The organism is Reyranella sp. GW821-FHT14A01, from assembly GCF_058803965.1.
Window position 1 is genome coordinate 49,427 of record NZ_JBXAPM010000017.1, and the last position, 20,226, is coordinate 69,652.

The window sequence follows — 20,226 nt, forward strand, 5'->3', positions numbered from 1 at the left end:
ATGCGGGCCAACGCATAGGGTTGGCGACGATGCATGAGAAGGAGCGGGCGCTCGGGCCCGCCTTCCAGCGCGTGCTCGGCGCTGAAGTCGTTGCCGTCCCGGAACTGGACACCGATACGCTCGGCACCTTCTCCGGCGAGGTGCCGCGGCCGGATGCGCTGGTGGAGACGTCTCTGCTCAAGGCCGAGCTGGCCTTCCGGACGATGGACGTCGATTGCGCGGTGGCGAGCGAGGGCAGCTACGGACCGATCGATCGCGTGCCGCTGGTCTCGAGCGGTGTCGAGATCCTGGCCTTCATCGACCGCAAGCGCGGCCTGCGCCTGGTCGATACCTACCCGACGCATCATACGAGCTGGCGGCTGTCGCGCTTCCGCGCCGGCGACCCGGCCCGCCTCGCCGTGCTGCGCGCCATGGGTTTCCCGCGCTACGGCGTCTTCGTCGCCTGCAGCAGCGACATGGACCATCCGGTGAAGGGCCTCGCCACCGAGGAAGAGGTGATCGCGACCATGGATCGCGAGGCCGAGCGATCCACCGAAGGCCTGGCGGTCCTCTATTCGGACATGCGCGCGCACCGCAATCCGACCCGCATGAAGGTGCTGCGCGCGGCCGGCTGGCAGCTCGCCAAGCGTCTGCAGTGTCTTTGCCCGAAGTGCGACGCGCCGGGATTTGGTCTTATCCAGTCGCGCCGCGGCCTGCCGTGCGAGGCCTGCAGCGCGCCGACCCACTGGATCGATTTCGAGATCGACGGCTGCACCGTCTGCGGCCACGCCGAGACCCGCCCGCGCAAGGACGGTCGGCGGACGGCCCCGAAGCTCTCCTGCAAGAGCTGTCGTGAAGCTCAAGTAACTCCCGTCGTCCTGAGCGAAACGCCGTAGGCGCGCAGTCGAAGGACGACGGGCTTTTCCTAAACCTTCAAATCCGTCGCGAGATGGAAGAGGCAGTCGCCGCGTTCGCAGCGGGCCGGGACGCGCTTGCAGAGGACGAGGCCGGCGCGCTTGAATTTCACGACTTCCGGCTCGCGCCACGGCGTGTGATGGAAGTGGATGCGGGCGGCCGGCTGGTCGGCCGTCACCTCGTCGCCCAGTTCGACCAACGGCTCGAACAGGCCGCCGTCTGATGCGTAGACGTAGTAGTCGTCGCCGCCGATCTCGGTGAAGCGGGTCTTGGTCGGCGCCGGCACGGGGCCCTGCAGCAGGCCGACATGGGCCAGCACGCGGCGCATGCCGTCCTCGGCCACCTTGAGGGAGGCCGGCGTCACGAGCCCGCCGCCGCCCAGCTCGGTGCCCATGCCGACGACGCGTTGGCGGAACGAGGCCGAGGTGAAGGTGCGGCCGCCGCCCTGAGGTGCTGCCGAGATGTAGCTCACCGGCGCGCCGAAGGCCTTCAGTAGGCCAATAACCTTCTCCATGCGGGCGGCGTCCTGGTGGCGCGGCGCCAGCGCGCTCGGGATGTAGGTCAGCGAGCTGCCGCCGGAATGGAAGTCGAAGGCATAGTCGAAGCCCGGCAGCAGCGCGTGCTCGATCCAGTAGGCGATCTGCTGCGTGATCGTGCCCTCGGCGTCCCCGGGGAACAAGCGGTTGAGGTTGCCGCCGTCGATCGGCGAGGTGCGGCGGCCCTCCATCGCGGCCGGGAAATTGGCCGAGGGCAGGATCACCAGCCGGCCCTTGATGTCCTTGGGTTCGATCGAGCGGATCAGGTTGCCGAGGCCGATCTGGCCTTCCCATTCGTCGCCATGGTTGCCGGCCTGCATCAGCACGTTGGGCCCGTCCCCGTTCTTGATGCGTACGATGGGGATCGGGATCCAGCCATAGGCCGAACGATGCACCGAGTGCGGCACGCGCACGAAGCCGGTGGCCTTGCCTTCTTCATTGATGTCGATGTCCGGCGTCAGCCGGCTCATCGCGGTGAATTCGGTGGACTTGAGCGTTGCATCGGTCATGTCAGCGTCTCTCGCTTCTGGGGTCGAGGGCGTCCTGCAGTCCATCGCCCAGGAAATTGAAGGCGATCACGGTCAGGAAGATCAGCAGGCCGGGCCACGTCGCCAGGAGGGGCGCCTGCTGCAGCAGTTCCTGCGCGCCGGTCAGCATATTGCCCCAGCTTGCGGCCGGCGGCTGGATGCCGAGGCCGAGGAACGACAGGGTCGATTCGACCAGGATCAGCGTGCCCATCGACATGGTGGTGGCCACGACCACGGTGCCGGCCGTGTTGGGCAGGATATGGCGGAACATGATCCGCTGCGGCCGGGCGCCGAGGGCCACGGCGGCGCGCGTGAAGTCGCGGGCCTTGAGCGACAGCGTTTCGGCCCGCACCAGCCGGGCCATGGTGGTCCAGCCGGTCAAGGAGACGATCGCGACGATGCGGTAGAGCGAGAACATCTCCGACTGCGCGACCTCGGCGGGGATGCCGATCTTCCGGGGATCAATCGCGGCCAGCACGATCATCAGCGGCAGTAGGGGCAATGCGATGACGCCGTCGGCGAAGCGCATCAGGAAGGCGTCGAGCCGCCCGCCGACGTAGCCGGAGACGACGCCGATGAAGGCGCCCACCACCATCGACAGCAGCGCGCCGGCCAGGCCGACCATGAGCGAGACCCGGCCGCCGTCGAGCAGGCGCTGGAACAGGTCGCGTCCGAGATCGTCGGTTCCCAGCCAGTGCTCGGCCGAGGGCGGCTCGAAGCGGCGGAAGAGATCGGCCTGCGCCGGGTCGATGCCGCGCCAGTCGGCGATCAGCGGGGCGGCGAGCGACAGGGTCAGTATGACCGTCAGGAAGGCGAGCGAGATCCAGGCCGGCTTGTGGCGCAGCATGCGGCGCCACGTGTCGGATTGGAGCGTGACGGCCGTCATGGTGCGCTGCTCGCCAGCGAAACGCGGGGGTCGACCCAGGCGTAGGCGAGGTCGGCGAGGAAGTTGCCGGCCATGGTGGCGGCCGTTGCCACCAGCAAACCGACCAGGGCAAGGTTGTAGTCGTTCTCCAGGACGGCCTGGTAGATCGCCTTGCCCATGCCGGGCCACGAGAACATCGTCTCGGTGATCAGCGCGCCCGAGACCAGGCCGCCGAAGGAGAGGGCGAGGATCGTGAGCACCGGCGCCAGCGCGTTGGCAAAGGCGTGGTGCCACAGGACGATGCGCTGCGAGGCACCCTTCGCGCGGGCCGTTCGCACATAGTCCTGGCGCAGGGTCTCGATCATCGCCCCTCGCATGAAGCGGATGTGTCCGCCGACCTGGACGAGGGTCAGCGTCACCACAGGCAGGATGAGGTGGCGTATCTGCTCGATGGCCGCCCTGCCCCAGGGCGTGCCGGGCCGGATGTCGGGCATGCCGCCGGCCGGCAGCCAGCCGAGCGTCACGGCGAACAGGCTGATCAGCATCAGCGCCAGCCAGAAGGGCGGGAGCGAGATGCCGCCAAAGCACAGGAGATTGATCAGGTAGTCGGCCCGGGTGCGCGGATGGGCGGCAGCCCACATGCCGAGCGGCAGGGCGATCGACACCGACAGGACGAACGCGATACCAGCGAGCAGCAGCGTGTTCTGGAGGCGTGGCCACAGCACCGACAGAACGGGCTGGCCGTAGGTGCGCGAGTAGCCGAAGTTGCCCTGAACGGCCTGCGAGAGCCAGGCGAGGTAGCGTTCGAGCAGGGGCTTGTCGAGACCATAGGCGGCGCGCAGGCGGGCGGCATCGGCGCTGGTCATGGTCGGGTCGCCGGAGATCATCATGTCGATCGGATCGCCCGGCATCAGGCCGATCAGCAGATAGACGACGAAGCTCATCAGGACGAGCGTGACGACGGTCTGGACGGCACGCGCGACGAAATAGCGGCTCACTGGTTCTCCCAGCGCCATTGCTCGACCCACAGGGTCGAGCTGTTGAGCGTGCCGGTCGGCGTCACGCCCTTGAGCGGCTTGGGAATCACGAAGGGATCGACGCGGAAGAACAGCGGCAGGGAGGGCAGGTCGTCGGCCGCCAGTTTCTGGATCTCGGCGAACAGGGCCCGACGCTTGACGGCGTCAAGCTCGCGTTCGGCGGCATCCAGGACCTTGTCCATCTCGGGATTGGCGTAGCCCGGGTAGTTCTGCCCGCTCCAGCCGTTGGTCGCCGACGGGATTTCCTGGGAATGCAGCGAGGAGCGCGGCACGCCTTCCGGCCGCTGGACCCAGGCATACATGCCCAGCCCGCTATAGGTCCGCTTGCCCATGGCGTCGAAGAAGATGCGCGGCGGCTCGGCCTTGAGGCGCACCTCGATGCCGACCTGGCGGAGCTGGCTCTGGATCACCTGCGCCACCAGCTCGCGCACGCGATTTCCGGCGGTCGTGCCCAACTCGATCGACAGTTTCTCGCCGGCGGCGTTCTGCCGGACATTGTTGCGGATGGTCGAGAAGCCCGCCTCGTCGAGCAGCTTGCGGGCCGCCGAGGCGTCGTAGCCGTACTGGCGCGCCGCCGGGCTGAACATCGGATCGAGCTCGCTGATGCCGCCATGGGCGATCGGCTGCTTGCCCTCGAACAGCTTCTCCGAGATGGCCTTGCGGTCGATGGCCAGCAGCATGGCCTGGCGCACGCGCTTGTCGGCCAGCAGCTTGTTGTCGAGGTTGACGTCGATATGCTCCCAGATCAGCGCCGGCTTGTAGACGACGTTGTACTTGTCCTTGTGGCGTTTCTCGAAGGCGATCGCCTGGTCGAGCGACAGGCCGAGCTCGCCCAGCACATAGTCGACGCTGCCCGACAGGAGATTGGCCTCGAGCGCCGCCGTGTTCTCGATGATCCGCACGGTGATGCGCTTGAAGTAGGGCTTCTGTCCCGTCCAGGTCGGGTTCTGCTCCAGCACGACCCGGCTGCCGGGCACGATCTCGGTCAGGCGATAGGGGCCGAAGCCGAGGCCAGGATTGGTCGACTGGGTGTCGTAGGCGGTCTTGTTGCGATACTCGGCCGGGTTTGCGTCAAAGATCGGCTTTTCGATATGGGCCGGGAGTAACAAGAGGCCGATGCTGTTGTAGTCGAAGGTGACGCGGTCGATCGTCATGGTGAAGCGGCGGTCGTCCTTCACGTCGAGCTTGATGATCCGCTTGTAACCCTCTGAAGAGGCGACGCCTGACAGCGGATGCTTGCCGACCTCCAGGGTGAAGGCCACGTCCCTGGCGGTGACCGGCATGCCGTCGCCCCAGCGCATGTCGCGCAGTTCGACGTCGATCTCCATGCCCTTCTTGCCATCGGGAAGATCGATCACCCGCGCCTTGCCGTTCTCGATGGTGGGTAATTCGGTGCAGACGAGGCAAACCAGCTTCCAGTCGGCGTCATAGGCCGTTACCGGCCGCGCCGTCATGTTGGCGATCAGCGACTTGGCCAGCATGGAGCTGATGACCGGGTTCCAGGTCCCCGGCATCTGCGTCATGGCGACGACGAGTTCGTCCTTGGCCTGCGCCAGGACGGAGGCAGGAGCGGCGAGGGCGCCGAGCGCCAGGATGGTGGAGAGGAGACGGCGGATCATGTCCGCCGCACCGTAGCAAAGAGCCGGCTAGCGGCCCAGCGGACGCGGTGCCGGCGGACGGCCGCCGTGGCTGGCCGACCACTTCTCGGGCGCCTCGAGAAAGGCGCGGGTCTCGGTGAGACCCTTCTCGTCGAAATACTTGTGCTTTTCGGCCGCTTCCAGCGCATCCCACCAGGTCGCCAGCGCATGCAGCTTCACGCCGGCCGCGGCCAGCATTTCGATGCTCTGTGGGAAGATGCCGTAGTGGAAGACCACGAAGCAGTCCGTGACCTTGGCCTCGGCCTTCTTCAGTGCCTCGATGAAGACCAGCTTGCTGCCGCCGTCGGTCGCGAGATCCTCGACCAGCAGGACGCGCTTGCCGGGCTTCAGTTCACCCTCGATCTGCGCCATGCGGCCAAATCCCTTGGGCTGCTTGCGCACGTAGATCATCGGCTTCTTGGAAAGCGCTGCCAGGAAGGCGGCGAAGGGGATGCCCGCGGTCTCGCCACCGGCCACCACGTCGATCTTGTTCCAGCCGATGGTCTTCTCGATCATCTTATGGGCGTGGGCCATGATCTTGGCGCGCGCTTCGGGGAACGAGATGATCTTGCGGCAGTCGATATAGACCGGGCTCGCCCGGCCTGAGGTGAAGATGTACGGGTTCTCCGGCCGGCAATGGATGGCCTCGATCTCCAGCAGGAGACGGGCGGTGTCCCGCGCCTCCGGCGTCCCGCTCACGCGGTCCGAATTCGCTTTGCCGTTCAGCTTGTTAGCGCCCTTATCTGCGGATGCAGTTTCAGACGTTTTAGCTTTCTTCTTCGTCGCCATGCTGCCTTTTCCCCCGCCGCTTGCGACAAAATGACGGGCGTGTGTTTAGCGTTCATCCAGAATACCGGCAAGGGCACGGCGGCGATTCTGACAGAATGAAGGCGCTAATTTTGGTCGGTATTGTCATAAAACTTATGTTTTGCGACGGCAACGGGCAGGTGCCATCCCCGGTAGATCGACATGAGCCTCAGAAAGAGACAGATCGCGGCTCCGGCAAGCGCCACCGGATGACGGGGAAGATCGAGCCAGAAGCCCACGGCCACCGTTCCCGCGCCCGCGAGGGCTGCGACCGCGTAGAGTTCGGAGCGCAGCACGGTCGGGATCTGGCGGGTGAGGAGGTCGCGGGCCACGCCGCCGCCGATGCACGTCACCATGCCCAGCATCGCCGCCATCAGGGGGCTCAGCCCATAGGCCAGCGCCTTCTGGGTGCCGGTGACGGCGAACAGGCAGAGACCGGCGGCATCGAACAGCAGGACCGGGGTCCGCAGCCGGGCGATCGGGTCGGCGGCGAAGAAGCCCACGAGGCCGGCCGCGACCGCCGCGGCGAGGTAACGCCAGTCGGCGATGGCGGCCGGCGGGACGGCGCCGATCATCAGGTCGCGGGCCAGACCGCCGGCGACCGCGGCCACCCAGGCGACCACCAGCACCCCGAACAGGTCGAATTGCTTGCGCACGCCTTGCGTGGCGCCGCTGATGGCGAATACGAAGGTCGCCACAAGATCCATCGCGTCGAAGATCATCGAGGCGACACTACCGCGATTGTCGCCCGCCGCCGAGATGGCAGAGTGCAACCCATGGGACCCGCATGACCGAGACCACTGCCCCGCCCCGCGGTTTTCGCCGCTTCGTCCATGCGCGCACGCGATTGCTGATCGCCCTGGCCGCGGGCTTTATCCTGTTCCTGGTGCTGCCGCAGGACATGCGGTTCGCGACGCGGTGTCTGCTGGGCTGGGACCTGATGGCTCTGCTCTACATCGTGATGACCCTGCGCATGATCGCCAAGTCGACGGTCGATACCTGCTACGCGCGGGCGGCCTACTACGACGAAGGCGACTGGGTGATCCTGCTGGTGGTCATCGTGAGCGCCAGTGCTAGCTTCGCGACGATCTTCTCAGAGCTGGCCGTGCTGAACACGCCGCACGGGCCGTTGTGGCATGCGCTCGTGCTGACCGGTGCAACCGTGGCGTTGTCGTGGACGTTCACGCACCTCGTGTTCACCCTTCATTACGCCAACATCTACTACCGGCCCGACGATGACGGACCGGGCGGCCTGGAATTTCCCGGCGATCGCCCGCCGGACTATCGCGACTTCCTCTACTATGCGTTCGTGATCGGGTGCGCGGCCCAGACCGGCGATGTCGGTACCGTTTCGCCAGCGATGCGCCGCATCACCCTCGTTCACGGCATCGTTTCCTTCATCTTCAACACCGCGATCCTGGCGCTCACCATCAATGTCGGCGCAAGTCTCGTCTAGACGGCCCGGGCTCGGCCCGGCCAAGGACATCCTGGCGCTCGTGCTGTTCGTAGGCTTGTGCCTCGGCATCGGCGCGCTGGGCGCTTCGGTGACCGCGACCAGCGTCTCGACCTGGTATCCGACACTCGCCAAGCCGTCGTTCAATCCCCCCAACGCGGTATTCGGCCCGGTCTGGACCGCGCTCTATGTGCTGATGGCCGTTGCGGCGTGGCGCGTCTGGCGGAGGACCGACCGGGACACGGCGAGGGGGCCGCTGGCGGTCTTTGCGCTCCAGCTCGCGGTCAATCTCGGCTGGAGCGTGGCCTTCTTCGGCTTGCGCGAGATCGGCCCCGCCGTCGCCGTCATCCTCGCGCTCGATCTGCTCGTGCTCGCGACGGCGCTGCTCTTTCGTCGCATCGACCGGTGGGCGGCGCTCCTGCTGGTGCCCTATCTCGCCTGGATCGCCTTCGCCACCGTGCTGAACATCGCCATCTGGCGCCTCAATTAATTACTTTTCCGGCTCGTGATGGGGCGGCTTGTTGCTGATGTCATCGCCGTCATCGGCCTTCAGCTCCATGAAGACGGCTGACGATACGATTGTCATGACGCCCAGGATCAGGAAGGCCTGCTGCACGCCGTAGATCATCGCGCCGGCATGGGAATGCATCTCGGCGGGCACGAACATGGCGGCGATCATTGACGCACCGGCCACGCCGAAGCTGATGGAGAGCTGCTGGCCGGTGGCGGCGATCGTGCTGGCGCCGCTGGTCTGGGAGCCGGAGACATCGGCATAAACCAGCGTGTTCATGCTGGTGTACTGCATGGACGTGAACAGGCCCAGCGCGAAGGCCTGCACGATGATGCGCCAGATCGGGGTCTCCGCGCCCACGGTGGCGAACGACATGATGAGCAGGCCGACGATGATCGTGTTGAAGACGAGGACGTTGCGATAGCCGAGGCGCGCCAGGATCGCCGGCATGAAGGTTTTCAGACCGATCGAGGCGATGGCCTGCGGCAGGACCAGCAATCCCGACTGGATTGGCGAGAAGCCGAGGCCGATCTGGTAGAGCAGCGGAAACAGGAAGGGGATGCCGCCGAGGCCCAGCCGGGTGAAGAACCCGCCGTTCACGGAAGCCCGGAAGGTGCGGATCTTGAACAGGCCGAGGTTGAGCAGGGGGAAGGCCGTCAGCGAGGCGCGTATGCCGTACCCGGCGAGCAGCACCGTCGCGATCACCAGCAGGACGATCACCTCCTCGCCGGAGAGCGTGTTGTCGCCGAATACCTCCAGCACATAGGACAGCAGCGCGATGCCGCCGCCGAACAGGACCAGGCCCAGCACGTCGAGCGGATGGGTGGTCTGTTCGCGGTAATCCGGCAGGTAGCGGCCCACGAAGTAGAAGCCGACGATGCCCACGGGAATGTTGACGAAGAACACGACGCTCCAGTGCAGCCAGTGGACGATCGCGCCGCCGGCCACCGGACCGATCATCGGTCCGATCAGGCTCGGGATGGCGACGAAGCTCATGGCTTTCACGAGATCGGCCTTGCCGAAGGTCCGGGCCAAGGTCATGCGGCCGACCGGCATCATCATGGCGCCGCCGGCGCCCTGCAGGACGCGGCAGGCGACCAGCATCTCGATGCTGGTCGACAGGCCGCAGAGCAGAGACCCCAGGCAGAACAGGCCGATCGCGGTGACGAAGACGCGGCGCGTGCCGAAGCGGTCGGCCATCCACCCGCTCACCGGAATGAAGACCGCGAGGCTCAGCGTATAGCTCGCCAGCACCGACTTCACGTCGAGCGGCGTCACGTCCATCGCCTGGGCGATGGCAGGCACGGCGGTATTCAGGATGGTCGTGTCGAGCGACTGCATGAAGAACGCCACGGCCACCAGCCAGGGCAGCAGGCGCTTGATGCTCTCGTCGGGCAGGGGAGTCGAAGGCGTACTCATGTCGAGATCATTTCGCAGTCTGGCCTCGGACCGGCAGCGGACGCAATCCGCCGGTTGGTTTAGGGTTGGGCAGGAGCCCCGCATGTACCGAACATTCGTTGCACTAATTTTTTCCCTGTTGGCAATGGGCGCCGTTGCCCAGACGCCGCCGTCGCCGCAGCTCGCCAACCCGGCCTCGGTCAACTGCACGCAGCAGGGCGGCACCCTGACCCTCGAACGGCGGCCCGATGGCGGCCAGTTCGGCGTCTGCACCTTCACGGACAACTATCAATGCGAGGAGTGGGCGCTGTTCCGTGGCGAATGCCCGAAGACTGGCCTGCGCGTGACCGGCTATGCGACGCCGGCGGGCCGCTATTGCGCGATCACCGGCGGGCGATATTCGGTCGCGTCGCCTCCCGGTGTGACGCCGGAACTCGGAGGTTGTTCATTTCCGAACGGCAAGGCGTGCGAGGCCGAGGCCTACTATGCCGGGACCTGTACCGGCCGATAGGTCATGCCAGGGCGTGCAGCAGGGCGGTATTCAGGTCTTCGAGACTGTAGGGCTTGTGCAGGACCTGCGTCCCGACAAGGCCCGGCGGCAGGACGGACACGCCATAGCCGGTGGCGAAGAAGAAAGGCACGCCGCGGCTCTTCAGGGCCTCGGCCACAGGGAAGCTCTTCTGGCCGGAGAGGTTGATGTCGAGCACGGCCACGTCGCAGGCCAGCGTGCGCGCCGTCGCCATGGCTTCCTCGAGCCGCGCGCACGAGGCGGCGACCTCGTGGCCCAGTTCGGCCAGCATGTCCTCGAGCTGCATGGCGACCAATGCCTCGTCTTCGACGATGAGGATGCGCCGTCTGACCGGGGGCGAATTCATGCAACATCTTTAGCGCAACGTCGCTGCGGGCGCGACCGTTGAGGCCCCATCATGCGCATCCAGGTCGTGCACTGCCATCCACTTGAAGACAGTTTCAACCACGCTCTTTTCCTCGCGACGGTGGAGACGCTGCGGAAAACCGGTCACGAGGTGGTGGCGACCGATCTCTATCGCGAAGGTTTCCAGCCGGCGATGACGGAAAGCGAGCGGCGGACCTACATGGGCAACGGCTACGACGATTCGGCGGTGGCGGGATATGTCGAGACGCTGCGAGGCGTGGAGGGCATCATCTTCTGCTATCCGCACTGGTGGTTCTCGATGCCCGCGGTCCTCAAGGGCTATGTCGACCGTGTCTGGGGGCCCCGGACGGCCTTCGTCTACGACGCCAAGGACAACCATCTCGAACCCAACCTGAAGCAAATCAGGCTGTTCGGCGTCGTGACGACCTTCGGCTCACCCTGGTGGGTGGTGCGGTTGTTCGCGGGCGATCCCGGGCGCAAGGTGATGATGCGCGGCATGAAGCCGATGTGCGCCAAGGGCGTCGCGAGCTTCTGGCTGGCGCACTACGACATGGATCATTCCACGCCACATTCGCGCGAAGCCTATCTGGAAAAAGTAAGGGCGCGGCTCGCCACCATCCGGTGACGGCCGCGCCCTGACGTGGAGCCGCTTTAACGGGTCGGGGTCGTGTAGGTCGTGGTGGTCGTCGTCGCGGCCGGCGCGTACGGATCGGTCGAGACGGTGGTTGTGCGCTGGGTCGTGGCGGGGGCGGGCGTCTCGACGACACGTTCCGAGCGCACCGAGCAGGCGGCCACGCTGGCGCCAACCAGGACAACGAGAACGATGGACTTGATCATGGACCTCTCCTGTTTCTGCAATTGATGGGGGCCCAACGGAACCAGGGGAGCGCCGGTTGCGCTTATGGCCTGGCCATCGCTGTGCGGTGGTGATGCGTTGCAGATCGGCCACACCCGCGGCTAGGCTCCCGCCATGACCTCCGAAAAAAGCCCCGATTTCGACGCGATCATCATCGGCGCCGGCATGTCCGGCCTCTTCCAGCTTCACCGTCTGCGCGAGCTTGGCCTCAGGGTCCGGGTGTTCGAATCGGGGTCGGGGGTGGGCGGGACCTGGTACTGGAACCGCTACCCCGGCGCGCGCTTCGATTCCGAGAGCTATTCCTACGGCTATTCCTTCTCAAAGGAGCTGCTGGAGGAATGGGACTGGACCGAGCATTTCTCGCCCCAGCCCGAGACGCTGCGTTACCTCAACAAGGTCGCCGACAAGTTCGACCTGCGCCGCGACATCCTGTTTCACAGCAAGGTCACAGCGGCACACTGGAACGAAGAGGGGCGGCGCTGGCAGGTCACGCTCGAGGATGGCAGCCGCAACACCGCGCGCTTCCTGATCACCGCCATCGGGCCACTCTCGGCCTTCACCATGCCGCGCATCGAGGGTGTCGACAGCTTCAAGGGCCAGAGCTGCCACACCGCGCGCTGGCCGCACGAGCCGGTCAGCTTCGAGGGCAAGCGCGTGGCGGTGGTCGGCACCGGCGCGACCGGCGTCCAGACCATCCAGGAAGTGTCGAAGACCGCCAAGCAGCTCACCGTGTTCCAGCGCACGCCCAACTGGTGCGCGCCGCTGCACAACGGCAAGATCGAGCCCGACGAGATGGCGCGCATCCGCGCCGACTATCCCGAGATCTTCCGGCGCTGCCAGGAGACCTTCGCCTGCTTCCTGCACACCGCCGATCCGCGCGGCACCTTCGAGGTGACGCCGGAGGAGCGCGAGGCCTTCTTCGAGAAGCTCTACGGCGAGCGCGGCTTCGGCATCTGGGTCGGCAACTTCAACGACATACTGACCAACAAGGACGCCAACGCGCTGATCTCCGACTTTGTGGCGCGCAAGATCCGGAGCCGGGTGAAGGATCCCGCGGTCGCCGAAAAGCTCATCCCGAAGAACCACGGCTTCGGCACCCGCCGCGTGCCGCTCGAGACGCGCTACTACGAGGTCTATAACCAACCCAACGTCGAACTGGTCGATCTTACCGAGACGCCGATCGAGCGGGTGACGCCGACCGGCATCAAGACCAGTGCGCGCGACTACGAGTTCGACATGATCATCTACGCGACCGGCTTCGACGCGCTGACCGGCGCCTTCGACCGCATCGACTTCCGCGGCGTCGATGGCCGCAAGCTGAAGGACGAGTGGTCGGGCGGCGCCGAGACTTTCGTGGGCATGTCGGTCGAGGGCTTTCCCAATATGCTGATGCTGCTGGGCCCGCACACGGCGCTGGGCAATATCCCCCGCAGCATCGAATACAATGTCGAATGGGTGACCGACCTGATGCGCTTCATGCGCGACAAGGGCCTGACCCGCATCGATGCCCGGCCCGAAGGGGTGAAGGCCTGGATGCAGACGGTGCAGGAGGCCTCGGTCGGCCTGCTGTCCAATGACGTGAACTCATGGTTCACCGGCATCAACACCAATGTCGAGGGCAAGCAGACCCGCCGCATCTCGCGCTACAGCGGCAGCGCCCCGGCCTACCGCACCCGCTGCGACGAGGTCGCCGCGCAAGGCTATAGAGAGATGGAGCTGAGTTAGTCGGAGAGGATGATTTGAGCTCTACCGCCCGAACCAGCCGGCCACGATGGCCCTGATGCGGGGCGAGGTGAACGGCAGCACCAGCCAGGCCAGGAGCAGGAATTCGAGGTGCATGTCCGGCCGAAAGAACGGGATCAGGCCGAGCCCGATGAGGCCCATCACCAGGTGACGATGAATCCTGCGGCGCGGTGACCATGGCGCCAGCACCCGGTTCACTTCTTCCAGTCGTTCCTTGTCCATCGGCCCCCGCTCGTCCGGCGTGAGGTTGGCATCTAAGTCGCCGCGCGCCTAGTAGGGCGCATAAACGAAATAATCGAAACAAGCGAAATAAACGAATCGAAAAACGGCGACTCTTGAATCCAACCTATTTTAGCAGCTTGCTAGCCCTCCAGGGTTGCAGCAGCAGCGCCCCGGCGATCGTGCCGCCATAGGTGATGAGGCCGGCGGCGATCGCCACGAAGACCCCATCGAGACCCCAATTCAGCTTCTCGATGACGAGCCAGCCGCCGGACACGGCCACGACCATGCGACCGACGCCAGCCCAGAATGGGACCGACATGCGGCCTGCACCTTGGCTGGCGAAGTAGAGCGTCAGGCCCAATCCGAACAGGCAGTAAAAAGGCGCAACACGGACGATGTAGGCGGCACTGGCGGCAATGACTTCCGGGTCGGTGGTGAACAGGCGCGACCAGCCTTCCGGAAGCAGGGTCACCGTACCGCCGACGACACCGAAAATGCCGAACGAGATCATTCCGCCGATCCAGGCGACCCGCGCCGCGCGCTTCCAGTCGCCCGCGCCCGAGGCCACGCCGACCAGGGTCGTCAATCCGGTGCCGATGCCGAAGGCCAGAGGTGCCAGCATGAATTCCAGGCGCACGCCGACGCCGTAGCCCGCGAGGGCTGCCGCGCCGAACCGCCCGACCAGACCCGTCATCACCAGTGCTGTGACGTTGGAGATGATGGTCGCGAAGGAACCGACAAGGCCGACGCGCAGGATTTGCCCGAACAGCCGTCCCTCGAGGCGGATGCCGGACAGGATCGGCACAAACCCCAGCCGGCCGTGCCCGAGCGCCCGTGCCAGCATCAGCACCGAGCCGGTGGTGACGAGGATCGAGGCGATGGCCGGGCCGATGATGCCGAAGCCCGGCCAATTGCCGAGGCCGAGCGCCGCCACGAAGGCCAGCGGTACATAGATCACGGACGTCACGACCAGGATGCGGGCGGGTGTGGCGGCGTCGCCGGCGCCGCGCAGCAGGGCCGACAGGAATGCACTGAGCCAGATGACGATCGCGCCGCTGTACCAGACGTGGCTGAAGGCGAGGGCCTGCTCCAATGCCTCCCCGCTGCCGCCCAGCAGGCGGTAGAGCGGGGCCGCTGCCGTCCAGGCAAGAGTCGTGAAGAGCAGGCCGCAGATCCCGGCAAGGACCAACGCATGCACGACAAGCGCGTTTGCGTCCTCGCGCCGTCCCGCGCCCAGGGCACGCGCGAGGGCCGAGGCCACGGCACCGCCCATCCCGCCATTGGCGTTGTTCACCATCAGCGCCATCACCGGGAAGACGAGGGCAATGGCCGCGAGCGAGTCGGTCCCGAGCCGCGCGACGATCCAGACATCGGCCATCGCGACGAGGATCTGCAGCGCCATGACGGCCGTCGTCGGACCGGCGAGGCGCAGGAGGGCCGGCCCGATGGGCGCGATGAGCAGGGGATGGGACACGAGGACTCCGGATAGCAGCGCTTGCGCACGGCGTTGCCGTGCCTGCTCCCGTCGCGGGACGGGAGAACGATCGATCGTTGGGGTTAGCGCTGATCCAAGTGGGCGTTCCTCGAAGCGAACGGCACTGTGGCGAGCCGCTCGCCTGATGGCAAGGCCGCACCACGGTGCAGAAGGGCCGGCTTGACCGTGCTTCGACCCGCTTCCTAGCCTCGCCGCATAAAGAAGTGGGAAGGAAACGTCGGATGAAGCTGTCGAGACGCGCCGTGGGCGCGGGTCTCCTGTTTGCTGTCGCCTCCGTTGGCGCTGTGTCGAATGCCCGGGCGCAGGCCTATCCCTCCAAGCCGATCCGCATCGTCGTTCCGACCGGCGCGGGCGGCATCACCGACATCGTGGCCCGCATCGTGGGCGCGCGCCTCTCCGAGCGCGTCGGCCAGCCGGTGATGATCGACAATCGCACCGGCGCGAGCGGCATCATCGGCACCGAGGTCGCGGCCCGCGCAGCGCCGGACGGCTACACGCTGCTGATGGTCTATCCCAGCCATCCGGTGAACCCGACGCTGAAGAAGCAGCTTCCCTACGACACGCTGCGCGACTTCACCGGCGTCACGACTCTCACCACCGTGTCACTGGTGCTGCTGGTGCCGCCGTCGCTGCCGGTCAAGACCGTGAAGGATCTGATCGAGCTTGCGAAGAAGGAGCGCGTCACCTTCGCCTCGGTCGGCGCCGGCAGCCTCGCGCATCTCGGCGCCGAACTGTTCCGCTCCAAGACCGGCATCGAGATGACGCAGGTTCCCTATCGCAGCGCACCGGCGGCGCAGCAGGCGCTGATGGGCGGCGAGGTCATGGTGTTCTTCGACACGCCCATCACCGCGGTGCCGCTGGTGAAGGATGGCCGCCTGCGTGCGCTGGGCGTCAGCACCCTCATGCGATCGCCGCTGCTACCCGACGTGCCGACCATCGCGGAGGCCGGCGTGCCGGGCTACGAGGTGCTGGGCTGGAACGGCATCCTCGTGCCGTCCGCGACACCGATGCCGATCGTTCAGAAGCTGAACACTGAGCTGCGTGCCGTCCTGGCCGAGCCGGAGGTCCGCGCGAAGCTCGAGCAGCAGGGCGCCGATCCTGCGCCCATGGAGCAGGCGGCCTTCGCCAAGTTGATCCGCGACGACGTCAACAAATGGGGCGAGCTGATCCGCGCCGCCGGCATCCAGCCCGAGTAGGAGCGAGAGATGCCGCGCGCCAAAATCACCCCCGATCTCGATATGCACTATCGCGACGAATGCTTCGCCGATTCCTGGTCGCAGCCGCAGGCCATGCTGCTGCTGCACGGCAATGCCGAGAGCGGCGAGGCGTGGAACGGATTGATGCCGGTTCTCGGTCGCCGCTTCCGGGTCGTGCGGCCCGACATGCGCGGCTTCGGCCAGTCGACACCGATGGCGCTCGACTACAAATGGTCGGTCGACCGCCTGATCAACGATTTCATCGCGCTCGCCGATTCGCTGGGCCTGGCATCGTTCCACATCGGTGCGGCCAAGGTGGCCTGTCCGCTGGCGCTGCGCCTCGCCGCCCGCCATCCCGGCCGCGTGCGCTCGCTCGCCGTGCTGGGCGGCATCGTGTCGGGCGAGATCTCCGTGGGTCCGCGGGCCGCTTCCTGGCTCGAGCATATCGAGCAGAAGGGCGTCGAGAGCTGGGCGCGCTGGACGATGCCGGGGCGTCTCGGCAGCACATGCGATCCGGCGATGATGGAAGGCTGGGCGAAGCTGATGGGCAAGACGCCGCTCTCGACCCAACTCGGCTTCATCCGCTCGGTGCCTGCCATCGACGTGCGGTCCGATCTCCCCTCGATCGCCTGCCCGACTCTCGTCGTGACCACCGACGGCAGCGGCCTGGGCTCGGTCGAGGCGGTTCGCGAATGGCAGCAGATGATCCCGAAATCGGAATTCATGGTGGTGCCGGGCGATTCGTATCACGTGGCGGCGACCCATCCGAACGTCTGTGCGAAATCGATGCTGGATTTCATCGACCGGCGCACCTGAAGCGCCACCAAGGAGGACGGCCATGCAGCAAGTCGCCACCGGCTACGGCCTGATCGAAGGTCCTGTCTGGGACCCCGCCCATGGTCTCTATTTCAGCGACGTGCTGAATGGCGGTGTCTTCCTGCTCGATCGCGCCGGCAAGGTCTCGCCGGTCGTCCCGAAGCGGCGCGGCATCGGCGGCATGGCGCTGCACGAGAAGGGCGGGCTGATCGTGGGCGGACGCGACATCGCCCACGTCTCGTTCGACGGAGCCACTCCGGAAACGCTGCTGGCGCTCGACGCCATTTCCGGTGCCACCGGCTTCAACGATCTCACGACCGACCAAGCCGGACGCATCTATGTCGGCTCGCTCGCCTTCAAGGTATTCGGTGGCGAGGCGCCGAAGCCCGGCTTCCTGCACGTCATCGATCTCGACGGCTCGATGCGTACCCTGTCCGACGGCGTGCTGCTGACCAACGGGCTGGGCTTCTCGCCCGACGGCAAGCGCCTCTATCACAGCGACGCCCGCGCCGGCATCGTGCGCGTCTACGATACTGCGTCGGACGGTAGCGTGGGCCCATGGCGGCAGTTCGCCTCGCTCGGCGCCGGTGGTGTGCCCGACGGGTTGAAGGTGGCAAGCGACGGATCGGTGTGGGTGGCCGATGCGCATGGAGGGCGGGTGGCCGTCTTCAATGCCGATGGCACACACCGCATGAACCTCGCCGTGCCGCTGCCGATGGTCACCAGCGTCTGCTTCGGGGGCGACGATCTGCGCGATCTCTACGTCGTCACCGGCTCGCGCGGCGGCCCGAGCGAGAATTGCGGCAGCATCTTCCACATGAGGGTCGATGCGCCCGGCCTCGCTTTGCCGCCGGCACGGGTGCGCCTCTAATCGACGAAATATGACTGCAGCGACAATGTAGAATAGGAGATGCGAAGCAACATGGTGTAAAATTACCGGAAGCCTGCTTCGACCGATCGCCGGCTCACGGGAAGGGATAGAGATCGTGAACGCTCTTCGCTCGCTTGTTTTGGCCCTGTCGCTGTTCATCGGCTTGGGTGTATCGGCGCAGGCTCAGGCACCGGGGGCAGCGCCCGCCGGCATGTCGCAACAGCAGTTCGATGCGTTGGTCGATGCGATCAGCAATTCGGTCTCGGAGAAGCTGAAAGCCGAGGGTGCCGCCGCACCGTCGTCGCCCGCGCCGGCCCCTGCCGCGGCGCCCGCCCCGGCGGCATCGGATTCGAAATCCAAGTCCAAGGCGCCGCCGCCGCCCAAGATCGTCCATGTCGAGCCGAAGTCGGGTCCCGACCCGTTCGTCGCCTTCATCGAGGGCACGAAGCGGGTGGTGCATGCGCTGCCGGATCTCGGCACCCATCTCGGCCGGATCGCGACACTGTTGGACCAGCGGGCCGAGGGAGGTCGCGGCACGTCCGCCTTCCTGCTGCTCCTGTGCGCCGTCGTCGTCGTGGCGGTCGCGGCCGAGGCGATCCTGCGCCTGATGCTGCACCGGCTGCGGGCCAGGTTTGCCGCGAGCGCCGTGCCTGAAAATGGCACGCGATCGATTCTCTTCCTGGGAGGTCTCGCCGTCCTGGACGGGCTGGGCGTGCTGGTCGTCTGGCTGATCTGCAATGCCGCTACGGGTCTGTGGTTCACGGGCACGACGGGTCAGGACAAGCTCGCGGCCGCCGTGCTGGCCGGCATATTCTCGTGGCGCCTCTACATGCTGCTGTTCCGCGTCGTGCTCCAGCCCGAGCTGCCGGCAGCCCGTCTTTGCGCAGCGGGCAATCACGAGGCGAAGACCTTCTACCTGCGCATCGCCGCGGTGATGCTGACGATCGTCCTCCTGCGCATCCTGGGTCAGGTCCTCATGGCCATCGGCACGCCGCCGGATGCAGTCGCCACGTTCCAGGTGATCGGCGGACTGATCTATCTCGCGACCTTCCTGTGGCTGGCGTTCCGCTCGCGCGTGGCCGCCCAGCAATGGTTCGGCGGTCTCAGCGAATTGGCGCCCCTGATCGGCGGCGTCGGGCGCAAATGGATTCCGATTGCACCGCTGTTCTTCGCCGCTCTCGGCGTGACCCTGATCTACGGCGCCGTCTCCGGCTACAGGTACATCGCCTCGGCGATGATCGTCACCCTGAACCTGGTGGTCGGCGTGCTGATCTTCGAGACGCTGATGCAGGCATTGGTGCGCCGCCTCGACTCGAAGCTTGCCAGCGGGACACCGGCCGGCAACACGCCCAAGCTGCCCGACGTCGTCGCGCGCTGCATCCGCGTCGCCGTGCTGATTGGCGTGGCCGTGGTGATCGCGGAAAGCTGGGTCGTCGAGGTCCTCGGCCTGGTGAACGGCAGCGAGTGGGAGCAGCTCACGCGCTCCTCGCGTACCGCCGGCGTGACGCTGTTCGTGGCCTATGTCCTCTGGGAGCTCGTCAAGTACATGACCGAGCCCTACATGAAGCCCAAGACCAAGGATGCCGCCCAGGCGATCGCCGATGGCGACGCGAATGCGGCTCCGGCCTCGCGGCTCAGCACGATGATGCCGCTGATGCGCGGCACTGCCGCGGCCCTGATCCTGCTGGTCGCCGTCATGATCGCGCTGGAAGATTTCGGCATCAACATCACGCCCCTGATCGCCGGCGCCTCGGTGTTCGGCATCGCCATCTCGTTCGGCAGCCAGACCTTGGTGAAGGACATCGTGTCGGGCCTGTTCTACCTCTCGGACGACGCCTTCCGCGTCGGCGAGTACATCGACTGCGGCAAGGCCAAGGGCACGGTCGAGGGCTTCACCCTGCGCTCGATCAAGCTGCGCCACCAGAACGGCCAGGTGCACACGATCCCGTTCGGCCAGCTCGGCCAGATCACGAACTTCAGCCGCGACTGGATCACCGTGAAGTTCAACCTGCGCTTCGCCCGCGACACCGACGTCGAGAAGCTGCGCAAGGCGTCCAAGAAGATCGGCGCCGACATGATGGAAATGCCGGCCATCGCCGAACAGGTCCTGGCGCCCTTCAAGATGCAGGGCGTGGCCGACATCGCCGGCAACGCCATCGTGGTCCGCTTCAAGTTCACCGCCCGGCCCGGCAATCCGTCGGCGATCCAGCGCGAGGCGCTGAAGCGGATGTTCAGCACCTTCCCGGCGATGGGCTTCGAATTCGCCACCGAGGGCGCCAACGTCTTCGTTCACACCGGCCCGGCTTCGCACGACGCCTCGAACGATGGGGCGGAAGGAATGCCGACGCCGCCCGCACCGGCCCCGGCCAACGTCCCGGTGGCCGCCAGCTGACGCCATAATTTCGTCATTGCACACGGGTTGCAATTCGCGACCTGATTGGTGCAAAAGCGCTCCCCGACCCAACCA

At 66.3% G+C, this 20,226-nt stretch carries 21 protein-coding genes; 10 read left to right on the top strand and 11 right to left on the bottom strand.

Going from position 1 to position 20,226, the window contains the following annotated elements; genetic code table 11:
* Window positions 1-29 precede the first annotated feature (29 nt).
* Window positions 30-875, top strand: coding sequence for a DUF6671 family protein (locus tag AC1ROX_RS26225; RefSeq protein WP_493130811.1), 846 nt, complete (start codon window positions 30-32; stop codon window positions 873-875).
* A 29-nt stretch (window positions 876-904) separates the two neighbouring features.
* Here the strand turns inward: AC1ROX_RS26225 and AC1ROX_RS26230 are convergent, their stop codons facing one another.
* The 6 genes from AC1ROX_RS26230 to AC1ROX_RS26255 form a co-directional block, all read right to left on the bottom strand.
* On the bottom strand, window positions 905-1,939 hold the full coding sequence (locus AC1ROX_RS26230; RefSeq protein WP_493130813.1) for a succinylglutamate desuccinylase/aspartoacylase family protein: 1,035 nt from the start codon (window positions 1,937-1,939) through the stop codon (window positions 905-907).
* Window position 1,940: 1 nt separating this feature from the next.
* Window positions 1,941-2,843, bottom strand: a complete 903-nt coding sequence (locus tag AC1ROX_RS26235; RefSeq protein WP_493130815.1) for an ABC transporter permease — start codon at window positions 2,841-2,843, stop codon at window positions 1,941-1,943.
* A complete protein-coding gene (locus AC1ROX_RS26240) occupies window positions 2,840-3,820 on the bottom strand; it encodes an ABC transporter permease (protein WP_493130817.1) in 981 nt (326 codons plus the stop codon). Before AC1ROX_RS26240 ends, AC1ROX_RS26235 begins: the two co-directional genes overlap by 4 nt.
* Window positions 3,817-5,478, bottom strand: coding sequence for a peptide ABC transporter substrate-binding protein (locus AC1ROX_RS26245; RefSeq protein WP_493130819.1), 1,662 nt, complete (start codon window positions 5,476-5,478; stop codon window positions 3,817-3,819). The genes AC1ROX_RS26240 and AC1ROX_RS26245 overlap by 4 nt, the downstream gene beginning before the upstream one ends.
* Before the next feature lie 27 nt (window positions 5,479-5,505).
* Window positions 5,506-6,195 (bottom strand): orotate phosphoribosyltransferase, encoded by a 690-nt coding sequence (locus AC1ROX_RS26250; protein ID WP_493130821.1) that lies wholly within the window; start codon window positions 6,193-6,195, stop codon window positions 5,506-5,508.
* 194 nt (window positions 6,196-6,389) lie between these two features.
* Window positions 6,390-7,076 (bottom strand): trimeric intracellular cation channel family protein, encoded by a 687-nt coding sequence (locus tag AC1ROX_RS26255; RefSeq protein WP_493130823.1) that lies wholly within the window; start codon window positions 7,074-7,076, stop codon window positions 6,390-6,392.
* Between the two features lie 14 nt (window positions 7,077-7,090).
* Here AC1ROX_RS26255 and AC1ROX_RS26260 point away from each other — a divergent pair, with 14 nt between their 5' ends.
* Window positions 7,091-7,759 carry a DUF1345 domain-containing protein gene (locus AC1ROX_RS26260; protein ID WP_493130825.1) on the top strand — a complete coding sequence of 223 codons (669 nt, stop codon included), beginning with the start codon at window positions 7,091-7,093 and terminating at the stop codon, window positions 7,757-7,759.
* Window positions 7,737-8,246, top strand: coding sequence for a TspO/MBR family protein (locus AC1ROX_RS26265; RefSeq protein ID WP_493130827.1), 510 nt, complete (start codon window positions 7,737-7,739; stop codon window positions 8,244-8,246). Before AC1ROX_RS26260 ends, AC1ROX_RS26265 begins: the two co-directional genes overlap by 23 nt.
* On the opposite strand, the gene AC1ROX_RS26270 is transcribed toward AC1ROX_RS26265, so the two are convergent.
* Window positions 8,247-9,686 (bottom strand): MFS transporter, encoded by a 1,440-nt coding sequence (locus AC1ROX_RS26270; protein ID WP_493130829.1) that lies wholly within the window; start codon window positions 9,684-9,686, stop codon window positions 8,247-8,249.
* Between the two features lie 82 nt (window positions 9,687-9,768).
* Here AC1ROX_RS26270 and AC1ROX_RS26275 point away from each other — a divergent pair, with 82 nt between their 5' ends.
* Window positions 9,769-10,176, top strand: a complete 408-nt coding sequence (locus AC1ROX_RS26275; protein ID WP_493130831.1) for a putative hemolysin — start codon at window positions 9,769-9,771, stop codon at window positions 10,174-10,176.
* A gap of 1 nt (window position 10,177) precedes the next feature.
* Here AC1ROX_RS26275 and AC1ROX_RS26280 read toward each other — a convergent pair whose 3' ends face one another.
* On the bottom strand, window positions 10,178-10,540 hold the full coding sequence (locus AC1ROX_RS26280; protein ID WP_493130833.1) for a response regulator: 363 nt from the start codon (window positions 10,538-10,540) through the stop codon (window positions 10,178-10,180).
* 51 nt (window positions 10,541-10,591) lie between these two features.
* Here AC1ROX_RS26280 and AC1ROX_RS26285 point away from each other — a divergent pair, with 51 nt between their 5' ends.
* Entirely contained in the window at window positions 10,592-11,185 is a 594-nt protein-coding gene (locus AC1ROX_RS26285; protein WP_493130835.1) for an NAD(P)H-dependent oxidoreductase, read from the top strand.
* A 26-nt stretch (window positions 11,186-11,211) separates the two neighbouring features.
* On the opposite strand, the gene AC1ROX_RS26290 is transcribed toward AC1ROX_RS26285, so the two are convergent.
* The gene (locus AC1ROX_RS26290) at window positions 11,212-11,397 is read right to left on the bottom strand and encodes a hypothetical protein (RefSeq protein ID WP_493130837.1); all 186 of its coding nucleotides are present in this window, start codon (window positions 11,395-11,397) and stop codon (window positions 11,212-11,214) included.
* Window positions 11,398-11,530: 133 nt separating this feature from the next.
* Between AC1ROX_RS26290 and AC1ROX_RS26295 the strand changes: the two genes are divergently transcribed.
* Window positions 11,531-13,141 (top strand): flavin-containing monooxygenase, encoded by a 1,611-nt coding sequence (locus AC1ROX_RS26295; RefSeq protein ID WP_493130839.1) that lies wholly within the window; start codon window positions 11,531-11,533, stop codon window positions 13,139-13,141.
* 21 nt (window positions 13,142-13,162) lie between these two features.
* On the opposite strand, the gene AC1ROX_RS26300 is transcribed toward AC1ROX_RS26295, so the two are convergent.
* Together AC1ROX_RS26300 and AC1ROX_RS26305 are read right to left on the bottom strand one after the other, a co-directional pair.
* The gene (locus AC1ROX_RS26300; RefSeq protein WP_493130841.1) at window positions 13,163-13,381 is read right to left on the bottom strand and encodes a hypothetical protein; all 219 of its coding nucleotides are present in this window, start codon (window positions 13,379-13,381) and stop codon (window positions 13,163-13,165) included.
* A 124-nt stretch (window positions 13,382-13,505) separates the two neighbouring features.
* On the bottom strand, window positions 13,506-14,855 hold the full coding sequence (locus AC1ROX_RS26305) for an MATE family efflux transporter (protein ID WP_493130843.1): 1,350 nt from the start codon (window positions 14,853-14,855) through the stop codon (window positions 13,506-13,508).
* 242 nt (window positions 14,856-15,097) lie between these two features.
* Here AC1ROX_RS26305 and AC1ROX_RS26310 point away from each other — a divergent pair, with 242 nt between their 5' ends.
* From AC1ROX_RS26310 to AC1ROX_RS26325, 4 genes are all read left to right on the top strand, one after another.
* Entirely contained in the window at window positions 15,098-16,072 is a 975-nt protein-coding gene (locus AC1ROX_RS26310; RefSeq protein ID WP_493130845.1) for a Bug family tripartite tricarboxylate transporter substrate binding protein, read from the top strand.
* 9 nt (window positions 16,073-16,081) lie between these two features.
* Window positions 16,082-16,888 (top strand): alpha/beta fold hydrolase, encoded by an 807-nt coding sequence (locus AC1ROX_RS26315; protein ID WP_493130847.1) that lies wholly within the window; start codon window positions 16,082-16,084, stop codon window positions 16,886-16,888.
* Between the two features lie 22 nt (window positions 16,889-16,910).
* A complete protein-coding gene (locus AC1ROX_RS26320) occupies window positions 16,911-17,759 on the top strand; it encodes an SMP-30/gluconolactonase/LRE family protein (RefSeq protein ID WP_493130849.1) in 849 nt (282 codons plus the stop codon).
* A gap of 115 nt (window positions 17,760-17,874) precedes the next feature.
* Entirely contained in the window at window positions 17,875-20,151 is a 2,277-nt protein-coding gene (locus tag AC1ROX_RS26325; protein ID WP_493130851.1) for a mechanosensitive ion channel family protein, read from the top strand.
* The last annotated feature ends 75 nt before the right edge of the window (window positions 20,152-20,226 follow it).

Coding starts and splice junctions, on each gene's coding strand:
- AC1ROX_RS26225 (WP_493130811.1), top strand. CDS start 30: ATGCATGAGAAGGAGCGGGCGCTCGGGCCCGCCTTCCAGCGCGTGCTC.
- AC1ROX_RS26230 (WP_493130813.1), bottom strand. CDS start 1,939: ATGACCGATGCAACGCTCAAGTCCACCGAATTCACCGCGATGAGCCGG.
- AC1ROX_RS26235 (WP_493130815.1), bottom strand. CDS start 2,843: ATGACGGCCGTCACGCTCCAATCCGACACGTGGCGCCGCATGCTGCGC.
- AC1ROX_RS26245 (WP_493130819.1), bottom strand. CDS start 5,478: ATGATCCGCCGTCTCCTCTCCACCATCCTGGCGCTCGGCGCCCTCGCC.
- AC1ROX_RS26260 (WP_493130825.1), top strand. CDS start 7,091: ATGACCGAGACCACTGCCCCGCCCCGCGGTTTTCGCCGCTTCGTCCAT.
- AC1ROX_RS26265 (WP_493130827.1), top strand. CDS start 7,737: ATGTCGGCGCAAGTCTCGTCTAGACGGCCCGGGCTCGGCCCGGCCAAG.
- AC1ROX_RS26270 (WP_493130829.1), bottom strand. CDS start 9,686: ATGAGTACGCCTTCGACTCCCCTGCCCGACGAGAGCATCAAGCGCCTG.
- AC1ROX_RS26275 (WP_493130831.1), top strand. CDS start 9,769: ATGTACCGAACATTCGTTGCACTAATTTTTTCCCTGTTGGCAATGGGC.
- AC1ROX_RS26280 (WP_493130833.1), bottom strand. CDS start 10,540: ATGAATTCGCCCCCGGTCAGACGGCGCATCCTCATCGTCGAAGACGAG.
- AC1ROX_RS26285 (WP_493130835.1), top strand. CDS start 10,592: ATGCGCATCCAGGTCGTGCACTGCCATCCACTTGAAGACAGTTTCAAC.
- AC1ROX_RS26290 (WP_493130837.1), bottom strand. CDS start 11,397: ATGATCAAGTCCATCGTTCTCGTTGTCCTGGTTGGCGCCAGCGTGGCC.
- AC1ROX_RS26295 (WP_493130839.1), top strand. CDS start 11,531: ATGACCTCCGAAAAAAGCCCCGATTTCGACGCGATCATCATCGGCGCC.
- AC1ROX_RS26300 (WP_493130841.1), bottom strand. CDS start 13,381: ATGGACAAGGAACGACTGGAAGAAGTGAACCGGGTGCTGGCGCCATGG.
- AC1ROX_RS26310 (WP_493130845.1), top strand. CDS start 15,098: ATGAAGCTGTCGAGACGCGCCGTGGGCGCGGGTCTCCTGTTTGCTGTC.
- AC1ROX_RS26315 (WP_493130847.1), top strand. CDS start 16,082: ATGCCGCGCGCCAAAATCACCCCCGATCTCGATATGCACTATCGCGAC.
- AC1ROX_RS26320 (WP_493130849.1), top strand. CDS start 16,911: ATGCAGCAAGTCGCCACCGGCTACGGCCTGATCGAAGGTCCTGTCTGG.